This window comes from Mycobacterium sp. NGS64, from assembly GCF_059812245.1.
On record NZ_JCALCI010000001.1, the window covers coordinates 568,855 to 586,847 of the forward strand.

A 17,993-nucleotide genomic window follows, 5' to 3' on the forward strand; every position below is an offset into this window, starting at 1 on the left:
GGTTTTTTCCGTGTGGGGCGGGCTCGCTGGTCACGAGCCGGCACGGCCCTACGGCAGAATCCCCGCGACGCGACATTGAGCCTGAACCGCTTCCGCGTGGGCGTCATGTTGCGCGTAGACGGCGCGACACCAGTCACGCGCGGCCGCACCACATGCGTGCTGGAGTGCCCCGCCCATCGAACTCGCGAACGTGACATTCACGCAGCCATCACCCGATCGGTCGTACGGGTCCGATGAGTGGTCGGTCAAAACCCATGCTGTCGAGCCGGCGGCAATAGCCCCGACGAAAACGACGACCGCTATCCGCATCGCACGGCGTTCGCCAGGTGTGAGCGGGTCGGTCGGCGGGGTCTTACCTCTGTTGACCGTCGGTGGCTCCTTCGCGCGGCGACCTCGACCGTTCCACAATAAACGGATTCCCTGGGCTCGCCATAGGTTTCCTTTTGCTAAACAGTGCGACGGGCAGGTCGATCTGCTAGGGCAGCGTGGCTGACTGTCACGCCGGCAGCCCGCTCCGGGATGGCTTGCCGGGAGCCATTTTTCATGCCGTCGTTTCTCGTCTGCGGGCGAACTCGTCGACGAGCAGCTGCAAACGCTCCGAGTCGTACTCGGGGCGCAGTCGTCCGGTCCGGCCGAGGGTGACCAGCCCGTGCAGGGCGGCCCAGAAAACCTCGGTGAGCGTGTCGGCGTCCTGGTCGCCGGCGACCCTACCGACCGCCTGACGCAACGCTTCGAAGGCCGCGATCAGCTGGGGCGGGGTGTTCTGGGCGGCGAAGCGCAGCGTGGTCGCGCGGGTGAACATCGCGTCGTACACCGCCGGGTTATCGCGCGCGAAATCCAGGTAGGCGCGGGCGACCCGGGTCAAGGTGTCGCTGGCCGCGCCGGCGTCGGAGTGGGCGGCCCGGACCGCCTCGGCGAGCTCGGCGAACCCGTCGAGGGCGACGGCATCGGCGATCTGTTCCATGCCGGCGAAGTGCTTGTACAACACCGGCTGGCTGTACTCGATCTCGGTGGACAGCCGCCGGGTCGTGACGGCTTCCCAGCCCTCGGCCTCGGCCAGCCTGCGCGCGGTTCCGACGATCAGCCGGCGGCGGGCGGTCCGGTCGCGCTCACGACGATCCTCGATGGGCATGCCCAAAGATATCATAGCTAGAAAAACTAGCAACGCTATTGACGCGCCCGCCAAGAGGGGTTAGCGTTGCTAACACCTACGGACGAGGGGAGTACGACATGGTTCTGCACGACGTCACCCGGGCCGCCGCACTGATCGCGGTGCTGGGCACCGCGGTGGTCTACGGCACCGACGTGTTCTGCGCGATGGTGATGCGACCGGCCCTGGCGTCGGTCGACGACGCGGCCCTGGTCGCCGTCATGGGCCGCGTGCACCGGTACGGGGACGGGCGCATGCCGCTCCCCGGAGTGCTCGGGATCGTGGCCGCCGCGGCGAGCGCGGTCCTGGCCGCGATCGGCGCGCAATGGCCGCAGGCGCTCGCGGCGGGCGCCGCGCTGATCCTGCTGGTGATCTGGCTCGCGCTCTACACCCGGGTAAGCGCACCCATCAACAGGCAAATGACGGCGGCCGCCGACGCAGGCCGGGCGCTGCCGAACGGGCGTGCGCTGCAAGAGAAATGGGATTCGATCATCAACGTTCGCGCGTCGCTGCAGGGTCTGGCCGTGGCCGCCCTGTGCGCGGTGCTGATGATCTAGTAGACGAATCACACTGCGAGGAGCAAGGTTTCGATGTTTCAGCTCAGGATCTACACCCTGCGATCGCCCGAAGCGCTGCGGCAGTACGCGACGGTGCACTGGGCGCGGCACCTCCCGACCTTCGAGGCGTTCGGGGTCACCACTCACGGGGTCTGGACGGAGCAAGGTGCCGATCGACTCGTCGCGCTGATCGGCTACCCGACGGACGCAGACCCGGACGAACTGACGCGGCGCATCATGGCCAGCCCGGAATTCGCCGCCGACATGGCCGGCTTCGACGTCGAGAACATCGTCGACGTTCAGACGAGATTGCTCGATCCGACATCGTTTTCACCAATTCACTGACGAACTAGGAGTGCTCGACATGACCATCACCACCACCATCGGCTACGTCCTCGCCGGGCTCCTCGCCGCCGGCATCATCTTCATCGGCGCGCGCTTCCTCGTCGCACCGCGCGTCGCCGCCGCCGGCTACGGCGTGCTACCCGACCCGGACCAACCGGGCGTCGGCGCCTACCTGGGCGTCAAGGGCGTGCGCGACATCGCCTCGGGACTGGTCGTCATCGTCCTGATGGTCGCCGGCGCGACCCATCTGGTCGGCTGGGCGATATTGGCCGCCACCATCATTCCGCTCGCCGACGCGGCGATCGTGCTGCGCAACGGCGGCTCGAAGTCGATCGCCTACGGAGTCCACGGCGTCACCGCCGCCGTCATGCTCGTCACCACCGCCCTGCTGCTCGTCTCCTGAGCCCGGCCTCGGGCGGTATGACGACGCTCACTAACGCCCGGGAATTGCTTCGACATCGAAGCGAGTTGTACGCGGCGTAACTGCTTCGAACTCGAAGCAACTAGCCAAGGAGGGACATCATGAAGGCAGTGCGGTACCACGAGTACGGCGGTAGCGACGTTCTGCGAGTCGAGGAGGCCCCGCGCCCGGTGCCCGGCCCGTCGCAGGTGCTGGTGCAGGTCGCCGCCACCTCGTTCAATCCGGTGGATGCCGGCATCCGCGGCGGCTACCTGGCCGAGGTGTACAAGATCGACTTCCCGCACATCCCCGGCGTCGACGTGGCGGGGACCATCGCCGAGATCGGCGAGGGCGTGACGGGCTGGAACGTGGGCGACGCCGTGGTTGCCTTTCTGCCGCTGGACGCCGACGGCGCTGCCGCCGAGTTCGCCGTCGTGCCGGCCGAATCGCTGGCCGCCGCCCCGGCGTCGGTGCCGTTGGCCGATGCGGCGGCGCTGCCGGAACCCGCGCTGACCGCGTGGCAGGCCCTGTTCGAGATCGCCGGGCTGGCCGATGGTCAGTCGGTTCTGATCAACGGCGCCTCCGGTGCGGTCGGCGGCTACGCCGTTCAGTTGGCCAAGCAGGCCGGAGCCGTCGTCACCGCGACCGCCAAGGCCCGCGACGCCGAGCGGCTGCGCGGCCTCGGTGCGGACCGGATCGTCGACTACATCGACTACACCCGCTCGCCGATCGACGTCGAGGGCGCACCGTTCGACGTGGTGCTGAACCTCATCAGCACCACCGACGAGCAGACCGAAGCCCTGATCGGCGTGGTCGCCGACGGTGGATTCCATGTCGGCACAATGGTTTTCGGGCCGCAGAACTCGGGCCGCGGGGTGCGCACACAGCGGGTCTTCGTCCGCAGTGACGCCGCCCAGCTGGGCGGTCTGGTCCGCCGCGTCGACGACGGGCAACTGCGCATCGAGGTCGCCGACCGCCGCCCGCTCGAGCAGGCCGCGGCGGTGCACGAGGACTCGGACTCGGGCCGCCTGCACGGCAAGACCCTCCTCATCCCCGCCGAGTAGTTCGGGCCACTGAGCCACGCCTCGAGCGGGTGGAACTTCGATGTCGAAGCATTACGCTCGAGGCGTGGTCAAGGCCCTCAACCCGGTCCAGCTGCAGACCTACTTCGCGCTGATGGAGGCGGTCAGCTTGCTGCAGTACGCCGTGCGGGAGCAGTTACAGGCCGACGGGGGCCTCAGTTACGTGCAGTTCGAAATCCTGGCCAAACTTGCCGACGCCGAACGCCCCCTCACCATGACCGACCTGGCCGACGGGGTGGTGTACAGCCGCTCCGGCCTGACTCATCAGGCCGGACTGCTGGAAAAGGAAGGCCTGATCACGCGCGCGGGTTCGCCCGACGACCAGCGCGCCACGGTCGTCAGCATCACCGAGGCGGGCCGGGCCCGGGTCGCCGCCGTCCTGCCCGGCCATATCGAGGTCGTGCGCGACCTGCTGTTCGGCTCGCTGTCCGATCGCGATGTGCGCACCCTGGGTGACATGATGAGCCGCGCCCGCGACCACATGCGTGCTCGGCCACCGCGCTCCGCCGCCCCGCGGCGTCGCCGCTAGCAGGGGAAATGACCTCACAGGTTTCTCCCCGGCCATTTCCGTCCCAAGCCCGAGCGCCTCTGGGACCATAGGCCGGTGACCACGCGCGAGGCCGACGCCGTTCGCCCCGTCGAACGGGTGCAGGCTCAGCGGCCGGGGGAGACCGGATTCCGCGACGACATCGAGGGCTTGCGCGGCTTCACGCTGTTGGCCATCCTGGGCTTTCACATCTCGATGCCCGGCGTCAGCGGCGGCTTCGTCGGCCCCGACATCTTCTTCGAAATATCGGGCTTCGTCATCACCGGGCAGCTCTGGCGCCAGGTGAGCACCACCGGCACCATCGGACTGCGCAAGTTCTATGGGGCCCGGGCCCGCCGACTGCTGCCCGTATCGGCGACGGTGGGCGTCATCACCGCGATCGCCGCGGCCGTCTTGCTGCCCGTCGTGCAGGCCCAAGGCGCCCTGAAGGACGCCATCGCCTGCGCGTTGTACGTTCCGAACTTCTGGTTCATCGTCCAACAGGTCGACTATTTCGCCGGCGGCACGCCCTCGCCGTTCCAGCACTACTGGACGTTGGGCGTGGAGGAACAGTTCTACCTGTTGTGGCCGCCTTTGATCGTCGGCACGGCGTGGCTGATCCGGCGCACGCGCCGACGCGAGAAGACCGACGCACCCGTGTCGAAGAGGCCGTACCTGGCGCTCGTGACGGTGATCGCGACCGTGTCTTTCGCGCTGTCGCTGCTGATCACCTACGTGATGCCGCTCGCGGCGTACTTTTCGCTCTTCACCAGGGCATGGCAGCTGGCCGTCGGCGCTTTGGTGGCCCTGACGGCCGAGTACTGGAGCCGGCTTCCGGCGCGAGCCGCGGTGATCACGGGATGGGTCGGAACGGCCGTGGTCCTGTGGGCTTGCGTTTTCTTGACCCCGGACGTGCCCTATCCGGGCACCGCCGCGTTGTTGCCCGTCCTGGGCACCGCGCTGGTGCTCGGCGCCGGCTGTTCGACACCGAACCAGGGCGCGGGGCGGATCCTGGGCTGGTCCCCGATGCGGGCGATCGGGCGGCTGTCCTACTCGTGGTACCTGTGGCACTGGCCGGTGCTGGTGTTCGCGCCGATCATCGTCGGCCATCCGCTGGGCCTGGCCGGCAGGTTCGTGGCCGCGGTCGTCGTCTCCGGCGGGCTGGGCTGGCTCACCCTGCGTTTCATCGAGAACCCGTTGCGATACGCCGCTGTCCTGCGCAAGTCACCGGCGAAAAGCCTGGCGGTCGGCGGGTTCGCCACGTCGGCGGCGGCGTGTGTGAGTGTGGCGTTGCTGATGTGGGTGTCTTCGCTGCCGATGCCCGTCGCGGTCGCGCGCGGCGCGCAGGCGGCGCCGCTGACCATCACCGCCGGGCCCGTCCCGACGGGGACCAACCTCGACGCCTACGACGCGGCGGTGCAGAACGTGTTCTCGCAGGTGCAGGCCGCGGTCGCGGCATCGGCCGAGGTGAAGGCCGTGCCGTCGAACCTGAAGCCGTCCATCGGCGATGCGGCGGGCGAAATCGGGGCCATGTTGTTCAACGGCTGCCTGCGCGCACCGCTGCAAGCCGGGCAGCCCGAGTGCGCGATGGGTGACACCAACTCCAAGACGACGGTGGCCATGGTCGGCGATTCGCATTCGTCGATGTGGATTCCGGCCTTCCAGCAGATCGGCACGCAGCGGCCCTGGCGACTCGAAGCCATGGCCAAGGCGGCCTGCCCGATGATGGACTTGCCGCTCGCCAACCCACTTGTCAGTCCGCTGGTTGAATACATCCAGCGCTGCGGGCGGTGGCGCGGCCAAATCATGGACCGGCTGCGCGCCGAGCACCCCGCGCTTGTCATGGTGAGCGTGTTCCGCGGGTACACCGCCACCCACAGCAACGGATTCCGCTCGGGCTTCACGTCGTACGACCCGGCCTGGAACGACGGCCTGACCCGCCTGGTGCGTCAACTGCGCGAGACCGGCGCCAAGGTGCTGGTGCTCGGGCCGCTCCCGCACCTCACCACCTCGGTGCCGGGCTGCCTGTCCGAGCACCTCGAGGACGCGACGGCATGCTCGCCGCCCATGTCATACGCGTTCGACCGACCCGGCATGGCCGCCGAGGCCGCGGCCGTCAAAGCCGGCGGCGGGCAATACGCGGACCTCTCCGAACTGTTCTGCACCCTGAAGCGCTGCCCGGTCGTCGTCGGCAACACCCTGGTCTACGTCGACGCGGGGCACCTGACGCTCGAATACTCCCGGCTGTTGGCGCCGGCCATCGCAGCGTTGGCCGACCGCGCGCTCGCCGGGGGCTGACGCCCACACTGCGTCTACGCGCAGCCGCTCACATGGACTCGCCGGCCGACACCGGCGCACACGCTCACGTTCGGTGGCGGAAAGTCTTGTGGCAGAGGCGCGTAGTCGCCCGGCGGGGGGGCGTAGGTGTTGACCGTGTCGGCGACGTTGGTGCACCCGCTCACCGAAACGCGCCGACCGACGCTCGCGCAGACGTCGGCGTTGGCCACGCCGGGGGGTTGCACGACCGCATAGATTTCCGGGATCGCCGTGAGGGCCAACACAGTGACCCCCGCGGCGGTCCACGACCGCGCCCACAGTTTCATCGCGATCTCCTTCGCTAGGGGGTGGCGCCGCTGTCGCCGAGCAACGGCGTCCATTGGCAGCGCTGCCTGGCGTCGGCCAGCGGCTGACGGATGTTCTCCAGGTCGGCCTGCTCTTGGGGGTTGGCGTTGAAGTAGTTCTGCACGTTGTCGCGGATCTGGTCCTTGGGCTGGTCCTGAAGGCCGGTGTAGAACCCGTTCACGTCCGGGTGCGTGAACAGGTACGTCGACAGCGACGCGGCGACACTCGCTGCGACACCGGCAATGTCGGCGGCCGTGCAGTTGGCCGGCCGGGGTGGCGGATCGGCCGCGGCGGCCCCCGCGGTGGCCAATAGCGTGCCGGCGACCGCGCCGGCGCCGATCGCACCGACGATCAGCCGGCGCCGAATGGAGATTGGGCGAAACATAGCGGGCTCCTTCCTGCGCATAGCTCATCTTCTGCCAGCGTGGTCGGTTCCGGAAGGGGCGCGAGCTGGCAAGGCCGGCCTCGTCGGGGCCAGATTCAGTTAATGTCCAATGCGCCGACAGGAAGGGATGCAGTGAACCATTTGCGCGCGCGGATCGCCGGATTGGTGTCAGCGGCGTTGGCGACGGCCATCGTGATGCCCGCGACGGCACACGCGACGCCGCCGATCGGGGTCAGCGCGGTGACCTTGTCGAAGCAAACCGTCGACGGCAAGGATTACATCGTCAGCGAGATCACGGTCGCACCAAACGGAAGCACCGGCTGGCACACGCACCAAGGCGAGATTTACGGCGTCATCAAGTCCGGCGTGTTGACCCACTACGGGTCGGACTGTCAGCAGGACGGCGTCTACGGCCCCGGGGCCGCGATCACCGACCCCACCGGCCCAGACCACGTGCACCTCGCCCGCAACCTGGGAACGACGCCGCTGATCCTCGACGTGACCTACATCGACCCGGCCGGAGCGCCCACCTCCGACGGCGCACCGAACCCCGGCTGCGACTTCGAATGAGCACGTTCGGCGCGTCCCGACTGCGGCCGGAGTTTTGGCAACGAGCGCTGTCAGGAGCCAAAGTCGTTGTCGCGCAGAAACAGCCGCCTTAGTGTGGGCGCACATGCGCACCGCATTCCATCGTCAATTGGAGGCTCTGACAGCCTCCGTCGCCGACATGTGCGCGCGGGCCGCTGGTGCGATGCAGCGTGCCACGCACGCGGTGCTGCACGCCGATGTGTCGCTCGCCGGATGTGTCCTTAACGACCACGACAACATCATCCGGCACGGTGTCTCCGCCCAACGGAAGGCGTTGGCGCTGTTGGCGCTCCAGGCCCCGGTGGCCGGTGAGCTTCGAGTGGTCATCGGCGACCTCAAGAACATCGCTGATGCCGAGCGCATGGGTGCTTTGGCATCGCACGTGGCGGATATCGCACGCCGTCGTTACCCCGCGTGCGCACTGCCCGAAGAGGCGATCGGTCACTTCGCCGAAATGGGTCGCATCGCCATCGATCTCAGCACCAGCGCCGGACAAGTCGTGCGATCCCGAGACCCGGTCGCCGCTGCGCGAATGCGGCACGACGACGACGTGATGGACGAGCTGCACCGCCAGCTGTTCACCTTGATGATTGACAGACCGTGGAACCACGGCGTGGCCGCCACGGTCGACGTCACCCTGCTCGGCCGGTACTACGAACGCTTCGCCGATCACGCCGTCGAGATCGGGCGCCGAGTTGTATTCCAGGCCCGAGGAGAGCCGATGTCTGTTTCCGAGGTCATCGCACGAATTGTGGGGTTCCTGCGCGCCGGCTACCCCGCGGGGATTCCGGCGACCGACACCTTTCCGTTGCTGGCGTTCCTACGTCGGCGTCTGTCCGATCTTGAGGTCATGCAGATCGCACATGAGCTCGTCGAGCACGGCGACGTGCCCGTGGACGCCACGGCTATCCGGGTCATGATCAGCAAAATTACGGACCAAATGCCCGCGCCCGAGGAGGTCGAACGCGTCAAGCGGCGTCTCGAGATGTGCGGATGGCCGGTCAGCGACGAGTTTCCCGCCTAGGGCGGAAAAGGCCGTCGCGGGACTCTCCGGGCGTCATTTGCGTGCCGGCCGAGGACCGGGATGCAGAATGACTTGGTGCTGACCGCGCGGAAGGGCCGTTGACGTGCACGGGTTCGGCTTCCACACGCTGGCGTTGCTGGCGGCGATCGGCTTCGCCGGCCCGCTGCTGGCGTCGGTGCCGCACCTGCGCATTCCGGTGGTCATCGGCGAGCTGCTGGCGGGACTTATCTTCGGCAAGACCGGATTCGGCCTCATCGACGACACCAACCCGACCCTTCAGTTGCTGGCGAACATCGGCTTCGCGCTGGTGATGTTCGTCGTGGGCACCCATGTTCCCGTCCGTGACCCACAGCTGCGTGCGGCGGCGCCGCGGGCGCTGCTGCGCGCGGTCTTGGTCGGCGCCGCGGCGGCGGTCCTCGGCGTCGGGCTGGGGGAGGCGTTCGGCACCGGGCACGCCGCGCTCTACGCGGTGCTGATGGCGTCCTCGTCGGCGGCGCTGGCGCTGCCGGTGATCGATTCGCTGCGGCTGCAGGGGCCCGACGTGCTGTCGGTGACGGTGCAGATCGCCATCGCCGACACCGCCGGTATTGTATTGCTGCCGTTGGTAATTGACCTGCGGCGGGCCCCGATCGCGGCGCTCGGTGCGCTTGCGGTGGCGGCCTGCGCGGTACTGCTGTTCGTCGTCCTGCGCGCGGCCGACCGCAAGGGTTGGCGGCAGCGCCTGCACAAGTACTCCGAAAAGCGGCGCTTCGCACTGGAATTGCGCACCAACCTGGTCGTGCTGTTCGCCCTGGCGGCGCTGGCGTCCAGCACCCACGTGTCGATCATGCTGGCGGGCTTCGCGTTGGGTCTGGTGATCGCCATGGTCGGCGAGCCGCGACGGCTGGCGCGCCAGCTTTTCGGTATCACCGAGGGGTTTTTCAGCCCGCTGTTCTTCGTCTGGCTGGGCGCCTCGCTACAGGTGCGCGAGCTGGGCGCGCACCCGAAGCTCATCCTGCTGGGGCTCGGCCTCGGGCTGGGTGCCGTGCTGGCGCATTGCGTGGGACGGCTGCTCGGCCAGCCGCTGACGTTGGCGGCGCTGTCCGCCGCGCAGCTGGGCGTGCCGGTGGCGGCCGCCACCATTGGCACTGAGGAACACCTTCTCGTCGTGGGCGAAGCCTCGGCGTTGATGTTCGGCGCCTTGCTGACCATCGCCGGCACGTCGCTCGCGGGCGCGCTAGCGGCGCGCGGCAGGCCGGCCGCACAACGCCCCGGCTGATGAAGGGACCGAAGCACTCCCAGCCGGGTCCGTTTGGCCCTACGGGCCCACGCAGCGCAGTGGTCGGATGAAACCTTAGGCCGATCTAGGGGGCTGCCATGAGGAATCGTTTGTACCGCGTCTCCGATCGCCTGCACGAGGGTCGCACCGTCGCGGTGCCCGGTCACGAGATCGCCCACGTGGTGTCGGCGTGGCTCGCCGAGCTGGGCGCGGACAGCCCGCTGGCGGACGACCTCGAACGGGCGGTCCGCGTCGGCGATTGGGCGGCGGCCCGCACGGTCGGCGACCAGCTGTCCGTCTACGTCGCCGTCATCGCGGCCTAGGACTTGTCGTGTCGAGCTCCGCAATTGGCCCAAAGTCCTTTTGCCAAGTGCCGTCCTGCTCTCGCATCGTCCCACGTGATTACGCGATGGTTGACGTGACGAAGCGTTACCGAAGGGAACCACAGCGATGAACGCGCGCTTTCCGGATGCCGGCACCGTCCGGACTGTCCTGACCCTGGCGGGCCGCGCACCCTCGGTGCATAACACGCAACCGTGGCGGTGGCGGGTCGACGACGCCAGCCTGCACCTGTACGCGGACGCCGAACGCCAGCTGCCCAACACCGACCCGGACGGCCGGGACCTGATCTTGAGCTGCGGCACCGCGCTGCATCACTGCGTCGTCGCGTTCGCCGCCGTCGGTTGGCTGTCCAAGGTGACCCGGTTGCCGAATCCGGACGACCCCAATCACCTTGCCGCGATCGAGTTGTCGCCGTACCCGGCCGACGCCGTCGACATCGCGCTCGCCGCGGCGATACCGCGGCGCCGCACCGACCGTCGCCACTACAGCTCCTGGCCCGTGCCGATGGGCGACATCGCGCTGATGGCCGCGCGGGCCGCCCGCAATGGCGTGACGCTGTGCCAGGTCGAGGACCTCGACAAGCTGAACGAGATCGTCGCCGAATCCGTTGCGGAGCACTTCAATCGCGACTACCTCGCCGAGCTGACGGCGTGGAGTGGGCGCTACGCGTCGGTGGCGGGCGTCCCCGCGCACAGCACGCCGGCCTCGGACCCCGCGGCGAAAATACCCGGGCGGTTCTTCGCCGGCCCCACGCTGCCGCAGGCGCCCGAATCGTCCTCCGCGGAGGACAACGCCGTCGTGCTTGCGCTGGGCACGCGGGCCGACGACCGGCTGGCGCGGCTGCGGGCCGGCGAGGCCACCAGCGTCGTACTCCTGACCGCGACGTCTATGGGATTGGCCAGCTGCCCGGTCACCGAACCCCTGGAGATCGCCGACACCCGCGAGCGGGTTCGCTCGGGCGTCTTCGGCGGTGGCAACTACCCGCAAATGCTGCTTCGGGTCGGGTGGGCGCCCATCAACGCCGACCCGCTGCCCGCGACGCCCCGGCGCGAGTTGACCGATTTCGTCGCGTGGGCGAACGAGTAAGTGTGCCCGTGAACGGAGAGGGCGAACAACATCGGGTCGCGTCGTTCGACGCGGCCGGGCTGCACCGGCTGGTCGAGGTGCTGATCGAGCGGGGCTACCGCGTGGTCGGTCCGACGTTGCGGGACAACGCGATCGTGCTGGCGGAGCTGCAGTCCGCGGACGAGCTGCCGCGCGGCTGGGGTGTGGATGTCTCTCCCGGGCATTATCGGGTGCACCGCCGCGACGACGCCGCCGCGTTCGGGCACTCGGCCGGGCCGCAGTCGTGGAAGCAATTCCTGCACCCGCCGCGGCAGCGATTGTGGGCCGGCACCCGGGACGGTGGCGACGACCCCGAAGAGCAAGCGCCCCGCTACGCGTTCCTCGGTGTGCGCGGGTGCGACCTGGCGGCGATCGCGACCCTCGACGGGGTGCTCGGCCGCTCCCAGTATCCGGACAACTCCTTCGTCGGCCGGCGGCGACGGGCCTTTGTGGTCGCGGTGAACTGCACGGAGCCGGGCGGGCTGTGCTTCTGTGCGTCGATGGGCACCGGCCCCGCGGCCGGGCCGGGCTACGACCTGGCCCTGACGGAGCGTCTCGACGGAGACGCGCCGTGGTACGTGGTCGACGTCGGCAGCGAGGAAGGCGCCGACGTGCTTGCGGCCGTGGCGCACCGGGCCGCCGGCGATGACGAAATCGCTTCCGCGCGTGCCGATGTCGAGGAGGCGGCCCATCACATGGGCCGCCGGATGCCGGACACGGACCTGCGGGAGCTGCTGATCGCGTCGCGGGAATCACCGCAATGGGACGAGGTGGCCAGCCGCTGCCTGACGTGTGGCAACTGCACGATGGTGTGCCCGACCTGCTTTTGCACCACCACAGAGGACGTCAGCGACCTCACCGGCGAGCACGCCGAGCGCTGGCGGCACTGGGCGTCGTGCTTCGAGTTCGACTTCACCTACGTCCACGGCGGCGGCAGCGTGCGCCAGTCCGGGGCGTCGCGCTACCGGCATTGGCTGACCCACAAGCTGAGCACCTGGCACGACCAGTTCGGCACGTCGGGCTGCGTCGGCTGCGGTCGGTGCATCGCCTGGTGCCCCACCGGCATCGACATCACCGCGGAGATGAACAAGATGGCCGGCAGTGACTGAACGGACTGAACGGCGCGAGCCGGCATCGGCGATGGCGCCGGTGCCGTACCGGGTTCGCAGCCGCATCGTGGAGAGCCCCGATTCGGCGACGCTGTGCCTCGAGCCCGTCGGCGAGTCGCTGCGGACCCCGCTGCCGGGGGAGTTCATGATGCTCTACGCGTTCGGCGTGGGCGAGGCCGCGATCTCGATCAGCGGCGACCCCACCGTGACCGACGGCTCGATCACCCACACCATCCGCGCGGTGGGGGCGGTGAGCCGGGCCCTGCACAACGCCGAACCCGGCAGCGTCATCGGCGTCCGCGGTCCCTTCGGCACCACCTGGGGGCTACAGGAAGCCGTCGGGCGCGACCTGGTCCTGGTCGCCGGCGGCGTGGGCCTGTGCCCGCTGCGCCCGGCGGTGCTGGGCGCACTGGCCGGACGATCGAGCTACGGCAAGGTGACTCTCATCGTCGGCGCGCGCTCGCGGGCGGACTTCGTGTTCGCCGAACAACTCGAAAAGTGGGCCGACGACCCGCAGATCGACCTGCACGTCACGGTCGACGTTCCGGTCCAGGGCTGGCGGGGCGAGGTCGGCCTGGTTACCGAGCCGCTGCATCGGCTCGCGCTCGACCCCGATCGCACCACCGCCTTCCTGTGCGGGCCGGAGCCCATGCTGCGATTCGGCGCGGAGGCGTTGCTGGCGAAAGGTATGGCCGCCCAGGACATTCGGGTCTCGCTCGAACGCAACATGCAATGCGGGATCGGGTGGTGCGGCCACTGCCAGCTGGGTCCCCTGCTGCTGTGCCGCGACGGCCCGGTCGTCGGCTACGACGTCGCCGGCCCGCTGCTTTCCGTGAAGGAGCTTTAGATGAGCCCGACCACACTGGCCGTGTGGAAGTTCGCGTCCTGCGACGGTTGTCAGCTCACCCTGCTGGACTGCGAGGACGAGCTGCTCACCCTGGCCGACCAGGTGCAGATCGCCACCTTCGCCGAGGCGTCCAGCGCAATGGTCGGCGGACCGTACGACGTGTCGCTGGTCGAAGGCTCGGTCACCACCCACCACGACGAGCAGCGCATCCGCGAGATCCGCGAGCAGTCAAAGGTTCTCGTCACCATCGGCGCGTGCGCGACGGCCGGGGGAGTGCAGGCGCTGCGCAACTTCGCCGACGTCGCCGAATTCGCCTCCGTCGTCTACGCCAAACCGGAGTACGTCGACACGCTGGCGACCTCCACGCCGGCGTCGGCGCACGTCAAGGTCGACTACCAGCTGCCCGGCTGCCCGATCGACCGCGGCCAGCTGCTCGACACCCTCGCCGCCCTGCTGATCGGGCGCAAACCCCAGATCCCGGCCAAGACGGTGTGCACCGAGTGCAAGCTCCGCGGCGTCACGTGCGTGGTTGTCTCGGAAGGGATTCCGTGCCTCGGGCCGGTCACCCACGCCGGCTGCGGGGCGCTGTGCCCACGGCACCATCGCGGCTGCTTCGGCTGTTTCGGGCCATCGGCGGCGCCGCGGACCGCGACGCTGATCCCGCTGCTGCGCCGCGATGGCATGTCCGACGGCGACGTGGACCGGGTGTTCTCGACGTTCAACGTGACCGCCTTTGCCGCCGAGCGGAGCAACCAGTGAACCCGTCCACCCGCACGCTGAGCGTGGGCACGCTGACACGCGTCGAGGGCGAAGGCGCGCTGCGTGTCGCGCTCAAGGACGGACAACCGGAAAGCGTCGAGCTGAACATCTATGAGCCGCCCCGCTTTTTCGAGGCGTTCCTGCGCGGGCGCGCCCACACCGAGCCGCCCGACCTGACGGCGCGGGTGTGCGGCATCTGCCCGGTCGCCTATCAGGTCAGCGCGTGCAACGCCATCGAAGACGCCTGCGGTGTCGAGGTGGACCAGGAGCTCGTCGAGCTGCGCCGCCTGCTGTACTGCGGCGAGTGGATCCACAGCCACATCCTGCACATCTACCTGCTGCACGCGCCGGACTTCCTCGGCTACCCCGACATCATCGGCATGGCGCGCGACCACGCGCGCGACGTCGAGCGCGGGCTGTCGCTGAAGAAGGCGGGCAACCAGCTGATGGAGTTCGTCGGGGGTCGTGCGATCCACCCGGTCAACGTGCGGCTGGGCGGATTCTATTCGGTGCCAACGCGATCGGACTTCGCGCCGCTCGAAGAGCGGTTGCGCCGGGCCCTGGACGACGCGCTCGTGACCGTCGAATGGGTGTCGCGCTTCGAGTTCCCCGACCTCGAGCTGGACCACGAGTTCCTGGCGCTCACGGCGCCCGGCCGATACCCGATCGAGAACGGCGCCATCGCGCGCAGCGCCGGCCCGCCGTTTCCCGTCGCCGAGTTCACCGACCACGTCGTCGAGTCCCAGGTGCCCCACTCCACCGCCCTGCATGCGACGCTCGACGGCCGCCGCCACCTGACCGGACCCCTGGCTCGGTACTCGCTGAACTCCTCGGCACTCTCACCCGTCGCGGCGCAGGCCGCCGCGCAAGCCGGCCTGGCGACCGAATGCCGAAACCCGTTCCGCAGCATCATCGTCCGCGCCGTCGAGGTGGTCTACGCGATCGAGGAGGCGTTGCGGATCATCGACGAATACCAGCGCCCGGCGCGCCCGTTTGTCGAGGTCCCGGCGCGCGCCGGCGTCGGCCACGGCGTCAGCGAGGCGCCCCGCGGCCTGCTGTACCACGGCTACCGCATCGGCGAGGACGGGCTGGTTTCGGCGGCGACCATCGTCCCGCCCACCTCCCAGAACCAGGCGGCCATCGAAGCCGACCTGGCCAAGCTGGTTTCCGGGAACCTTGCGCTCGACGACGCCGCGCTGACGGCGCTGTGCGAGCAGCTGATTCGCAGCTACGACCCGTGCATCTCGTGTTCCGCGCACTTCCTGACGCTGACGGTGCAACGGGGATGACGACGGCGTCGGGCGGGACCGTCGTGATCGGCCTGGGCAACCGCTACCGCGGCGACGACGGCGTCGGCGTCGCCGTGGCCGCCGAGCTGGACCGACTGGCGCTGCCCGCGGTTCGCGTGGTGACCGACATTGCCGAACCGACGAGCCTGCTCGACGCGTGGTCGGGCGCCGCACTCGCCGTGGTGATCGACGCCGCGGTTGGGACGCCGCCGACGCCGGGCCGCATCCGTCGCTGCGGCCTGAGCGAGGTGGCGGCTGGTGACGGATTGAGTTCGCACAGCATCGATATCGTTCGCACGCACGCGCTGGGCGAGGCGCTTGGGCGAGTGCCCGACGAACTGGTGCTGTTGACGGTGGAAGTCGCCGACACCGGTCACGGGACCGGTTTGACCCCCCGAGTCGCGCGAGCGGTGCCGGAAGTTGTCGGCATGGCGGTGGCCGAGCTCACCCGTCGCGCGGCCAACCCATAGGTGGGTTTCGTTTGTGATAGCGCCGGTGCTATCGCAAATGGGGATCGCTTGGTGGCCGACTCAGCGGACTCCGTGGCTCATCTGATCGTTGATGTCGCGAAAGCCAATGGCGGACTGCGCCTTCCGCTGGCGTTCACTCAGGCGCGGTCGCGGCTGCCCAGCAGCGGCGGGCCGAACCGGAACCGGCGGCCGGTGACCATGTCGGGGAGCACCCGCACGTAGTGCGTCTTCTCGTCGGACAGCCACGGCAACAGCTGCGCGCGTTCGGCTTCCTGGATCTGCTCGTCGGTGCGCAGCGAGCGGGCCCTGCCCTTGACGATCACGCTCCAGCCCTCCGCCACGTTGTGCTCGTCGACCTCGAACAGCACGCGGTTGTTGATCGCGGTGCTGACCAGCTTGGTGCCCTCCGCCGTGCGAAACAGGATCGACTTGTGCTGAACCACAAAGTTCACCGGGAAGATCTCGGGCAGGCCGTCGACGCTGGTGACCAGTCGTCCCAGGGCCACGCCGGACATCAGTTCCCAGCATTCGTGCTCCGGCAGGATCGTCACACGGTCATCGGTTATGGACATCAGCACCCTTCTTCGATAGGTCAAAGTCATTTAACTGCTAGGCCGTTCGGGCAAGCGTAGCTAGCCAATCCGCAGCACGTCCTCCGCTGCACGCCTGGGGGTCGGGGCGGGCGCCGCTTCCATCGGCGGCGCGATGCCGGCGCGGATCAGCACCTGCGGCTGGGCGTCGTGTTCCAGCAGACCGCGCACGACGTCGCGGCTTTCGTCCAGCTCGATCAGATGGGTCAGCGTGCAGGTCGCCAGGAACGCCATCGTGCATTCCAGCAGCACGGTCGACAACACTTCGCCGCACCGCAGCACGTCCGCCCGGGTGTCTTCGGCGGTGGACAGCACCAAGATCTTCGACCAGTCGACCGCGACCTCGGGACGGCGATCCTGTTCCGTCCTGGCCGGGAATTCCCGCGCCACGTCCACGCGGCCAATTTCCTTGCCGGACAACAGCGCGTCCGGCGGCACACCCTCGTCCATCGCGAAAGGCGAAGTCCACCATTCGAGTTCGGCGTGATACGACGCGTCGTCGCGGCGCAGCGCCTCGGTGAGCTGTGACGCCTTGACCAGCGTGGGTCGCTCGTCGTCGCGGAGCACGTCGAGTGTCACCAGGCTCTCGTCGAACGTGCTGCGCAGCACGGGTTCGAAGAGGTCCCAGTAGGTGGGCTGTCCCATCGGGAGCCGGTCGGTTCGGCGTTGCAGGATCGCGTTGGCGCGGTCGCGCTGCGCGCGCGTGACGTACTCGACGGAGCGGAACTCGACAGTCGCCAAATGGTCGGGGTCGTTCGGATTGGGAAAGCGTTCGACCTCGGCGCCCCATCCCGATGCGAGCATCGCGACCCGTAGGTGATCGAGCGCGGCGCCGCAGCTGAGGATCGCCTCCCGGCCGGAACGGTCCGTGCCCGGCACCGTTCGGTCACGGTCGACGAACAACCGCACGGCTCCGTCCTCGGCGACCCACCGCCACGGCTGGCTGTTGTGCACCGACGGAGCCCGGCACGCGAGCTGCACCGCTTGTCTGAGTGTCTGCGTGTCCACCGTCGTTTTCATGGCCGTCAATTCCTTGCCGAGGTTTCGCGTCACCATCGACGGTAGGCCCGAACCCGGGTGGTGGCGAGGGTCATTCGTCCCGGTCGCCGGGGTCGTTGGTAGGCCAAAAGGCCTTTGGGCAGGCGGCAATCGCACCGGGGTCCAATGACGTGGGGCTGGGGACCAAGGACCCTGGCGGGCGGCGTTCGCATGCCTGAGGCTCGAATCGCCAATTCGGCTATTGCCCAGCCTCTTTACCTAGGAGCTAACGATGAAGGCCAACGTCGGGGACTGGCTGGTGATCAAGCGCGGCACGATCGGGCACCGGGATCTGAGGGGATTGATCACCGCAGTGCCTTCGCCCGATGGTGAGCCGCCATACGGGGTCCGATGGCTGGACACCGACGAGGAAGCCACCGTGTTTCCGGGTCCCGACGCGATTGTCGTCACGCCCGCCGAGCAGCAGGCCGCCGACCAGCGCGGCCGGTCGCGATTCGCGGCGGTGCAGGCCGCCATCGCGGGCCGGGCGCACGGCCGCTAGCCCGGA

General features: G+C 68.9%; 22 protein-coding genes. 17 read left to right on the forward strand and 5 right to left on the reverse strand.

The features are described from left to right. Positions 1-541: 541 nt before the first annotated feature. The gene (locus AC5Y4S_RS02805) at positions 542-1,132 is read right to left on the reverse strand and encodes a TetR/AcrR family transcriptional regulator (protein ID WP_500029531.1); all 591 of its coding nucleotides are present in this window, start codon (positions 1,130-1,132) and stop codon (positions 542-544) included. 98 nt (positions 1,133-1,230) lie between these two features. On the opposite strand from AC5Y4S_RS02805, the gene AC5Y4S_RS02810 reads away from it, so the two are divergent. The 6 genes from AC5Y4S_RS02810 (at position 1,231) to AC5Y4S_RS02835 (ending at position 6,358) form a co-directional block, all read left to right on the forward strand. Next, positions 1,231-1,707 (forward strand): DUF1772 domain-containing protein, encoded by a 477-nt coding sequence (locus AC5Y4S_RS02810; protein ID WP_500029532.1) that lies wholly within the window; start codon positions 1,231-1,233, stop codon positions 1,705-1,707. Positions 1,708-1,740: 33 nt separating this feature from the next. Then, positions 1,741-2,052: an NIPSNAP family protein gene (locus tag AC5Y4S_RS02815; protein ID WP_500029533.1), complete on the forward strand. Its 312-nt coding sequence runs from the start codon at positions 1,741-1,743 to the stop codon at positions 2,050-2,052. A 19-nt stretch (positions 2,053-2,071) separates the two neighbouring features. Further along, positions 2,072-2,455, forward strand: a complete 384-nt coding sequence (locus tag AC5Y4S_RS02820; RefSeq protein ID WP_500029534.1) for a DUF4267 domain-containing protein — start codon at positions 2,072-2,074, stop codon at positions 2,453-2,455. A gap of 119 nt (positions 2,456-2,574) precedes the next feature. Beyond that, positions 2,575-3,516 carry an NADP-dependent oxidoreductase gene (locus AC5Y4S_RS02825; RefSeq protein ID WP_500029535.1) on the forward strand — a complete coding sequence of 314 codons (942 nt, stop codon included), beginning with the start codon at positions 2,575-2,577 and terminating at the stop codon, positions 3,514-3,516. Between the two features lie 64 nt (positions 3,517-3,580). Next, positions 3,581-4,063, forward strand: coding sequence for a MarR family winged helix-turn-helix transcriptional regulator (locus tag AC5Y4S_RS02830; RefSeq protein WP_500029536.1), 483 nt, complete (start codon positions 3,581-3,583; stop codon positions 4,061-4,063). Positions 4,064-4,138: 75 nt separating this feature from the next. Continuing rightward, positions 4,139-6,358 carry an acyltransferase family protein gene (locus tag AC5Y4S_RS02835; RefSeq protein ID WP_500029538.1) on the forward strand — a complete coding sequence of 740 codons (2,220 nt, stop codon included), beginning with the start codon at positions 4,139-4,141 and terminating at the stop codon, positions 6,356-6,358. Between the two features lie 14 nt (positions 6,359-6,372). Here the strand turns inward: AC5Y4S_RS02835 and AC5Y4S_RS02840 are convergent, their stop codons facing one another. After that, positions 6,373-6,663: a hypothetical protein gene (locus AC5Y4S_RS02840; protein WP_500029540.1), complete on the reverse strand. Its 291-nt coding sequence runs from the start codon at positions 6,661-6,663 to the stop codon at positions 6,373-6,375. Between the two features lie 14 nt (positions 6,664-6,677). Further along, a complete protein-coding gene (locus AC5Y4S_RS02845; RefSeq protein WP_500029541.1) occupies positions 6,678-7,067 on the reverse strand; it encodes a heme-binding protein in 390 nt (129 codons plus the stop codon). A gap of 132 nt (positions 7,068-7,199) precedes the next feature. Between AC5Y4S_RS02845 and AC5Y4S_RS02850 the strand changes: the two genes are divergently transcribed. The 10 genes from AC5Y4S_RS02850 (at position 7,200) to AC5Y4S_RS02895 (ending at position 15,857) form a co-directional block, all read left to right on the forward strand. Then, positions 7,200-7,637, forward strand: coding sequence for a cupin domain-containing protein (locus AC5Y4S_RS02850; protein WP_500029543.1), 438 nt, complete (start codon positions 7,200-7,202; stop codon positions 7,635-7,637). Positions 7,638-7,740: 103 nt separating this feature from the next. Then, positions 7,741-8,679, forward strand: coding sequence for a phosphate signaling complex protein PhoU (phoU, locus tag AC5Y4S_RS02855; protein WP_500029547.1), 939 nt, complete (start codon positions 7,741-7,743; stop codon positions 8,677-8,679). A gap of 103 nt (positions 8,680-8,782) precedes the next feature. Next, positions 8,783-9,937, forward strand: coding sequence for a cation:proton antiporter (locus AC5Y4S_RS02860; RefSeq protein ID WP_500029550.1), 1,155 nt, complete (start codon positions 8,783-8,785; stop codon positions 9,935-9,937). Between the two features lie 98 nt (positions 9,938-10,035). Beyond that, entirely contained in the window at positions 10,036-10,260 is a 225-nt protein-coding gene (locus AC5Y4S_RS02865) for an Rv2628 protein family (RefSeq protein WP_500029554.1), read from the forward strand. 127 nt (positions 10,261-10,387) lie between these two features. Continuing rightward, entirely contained in the window at positions 10,388-11,365 is a 978-nt protein-coding gene (locus AC5Y4S_RS02870) for an Acg family FMN-binding oxidoreductase (protein WP_500029555.1), read from the forward strand. An 8-nt stretch (positions 11,366-11,373) separates the two neighbouring features. After that, a complete protein-coding gene (locus AC5Y4S_RS02875) occupies positions 11,374-12,492 on the forward strand; it encodes a 4Fe-4S dicluster domain-containing protein (protein WP_500032081.1) in 1,119 nt (372 codons plus the stop codon). A 31-nt stretch (positions 12,493-12,523) separates the two neighbouring features. Next, on the forward strand, positions 12,524-13,339 hold the full coding sequence (locus AC5Y4S_RS02880) for an FAD/NAD(P)-binding protein (RefSeq protein ID WP_500032084.1): 816 nt from the start codon (positions 12,524-12,526) through the stop codon (positions 13,337-13,339). Further along, complete coding sequence (locus AC5Y4S_RS02885; protein ID WP_500029557.1) at positions 13,340-14,098, forward strand: NADH-quinone oxidoreductase subunit B family protein; 759 nt, start codon at positions 13,340-13,342, stop codon at positions 14,096-14,098. It abuts the gene before it with no gap. Next, entirely contained in the window at positions 14,095-15,387 is a 1,293-nt protein-coding gene (locus AC5Y4S_RS02890) for a Ni/Fe hydrogenase subunit alpha (protein WP_500029561.1), read from the forward strand. Before AC5Y4S_RS02885 ends, AC5Y4S_RS02890 begins: the two co-directional genes overlap by 4 nt. Then, positions 15,384-15,857: a hydrogenase maturation protease gene (locus AC5Y4S_RS02895; RefSeq protein WP_500029564.1), complete on the forward strand. Its 474-nt coding sequence runs from the start codon at positions 15,384-15,386 to the stop codon at positions 15,855-15,857. Before AC5Y4S_RS02890 ends, AC5Y4S_RS02895 begins: the two co-directional genes overlap by 4 nt. Positions 15,858-15,994: 137 nt before the next feature. Here the strand turns inward: AC5Y4S_RS02895 and AC5Y4S_RS02900 are convergent, their stop codons facing one another. Further along, positions 15,995-16,429: a pyridoxamine 5'-phosphate oxidase family protein gene (locus AC5Y4S_RS02900; protein WP_500029568.1), complete on the reverse strand. Its 435-nt coding sequence runs from the start codon at positions 16,427-16,429 to the stop codon at positions 15,995-15,997. Between the two features lie 60 nt (positions 16,430-16,489). Then, positions 16,490-17,467 (reverse strand): Acg family FMN-binding oxidoreductase, encoded by a 978-nt coding sequence (locus AC5Y4S_RS02905; protein WP_500029570.1) that lies wholly within the window; start codon positions 17,465-17,467, stop codon positions 16,490-16,492. Between the two features lie 250 nt (positions 17,468-17,717). Between AC5Y4S_RS02905 and AC5Y4S_RS02910 the strand changes: the two genes are divergently transcribed. Beyond that, the gene (locus AC5Y4S_RS02910) at positions 17,718-17,987 is read left to right on the forward strand and encodes a DUF1918 domain-containing protein (protein WP_500029572.1); all 270 of its coding nucleotides are present in this window, start codon (positions 17,718-17,720) and stop codon (positions 17,985-17,987) included. Positions 17,988-17,993 lie beyond the last annotated feature (6 nt).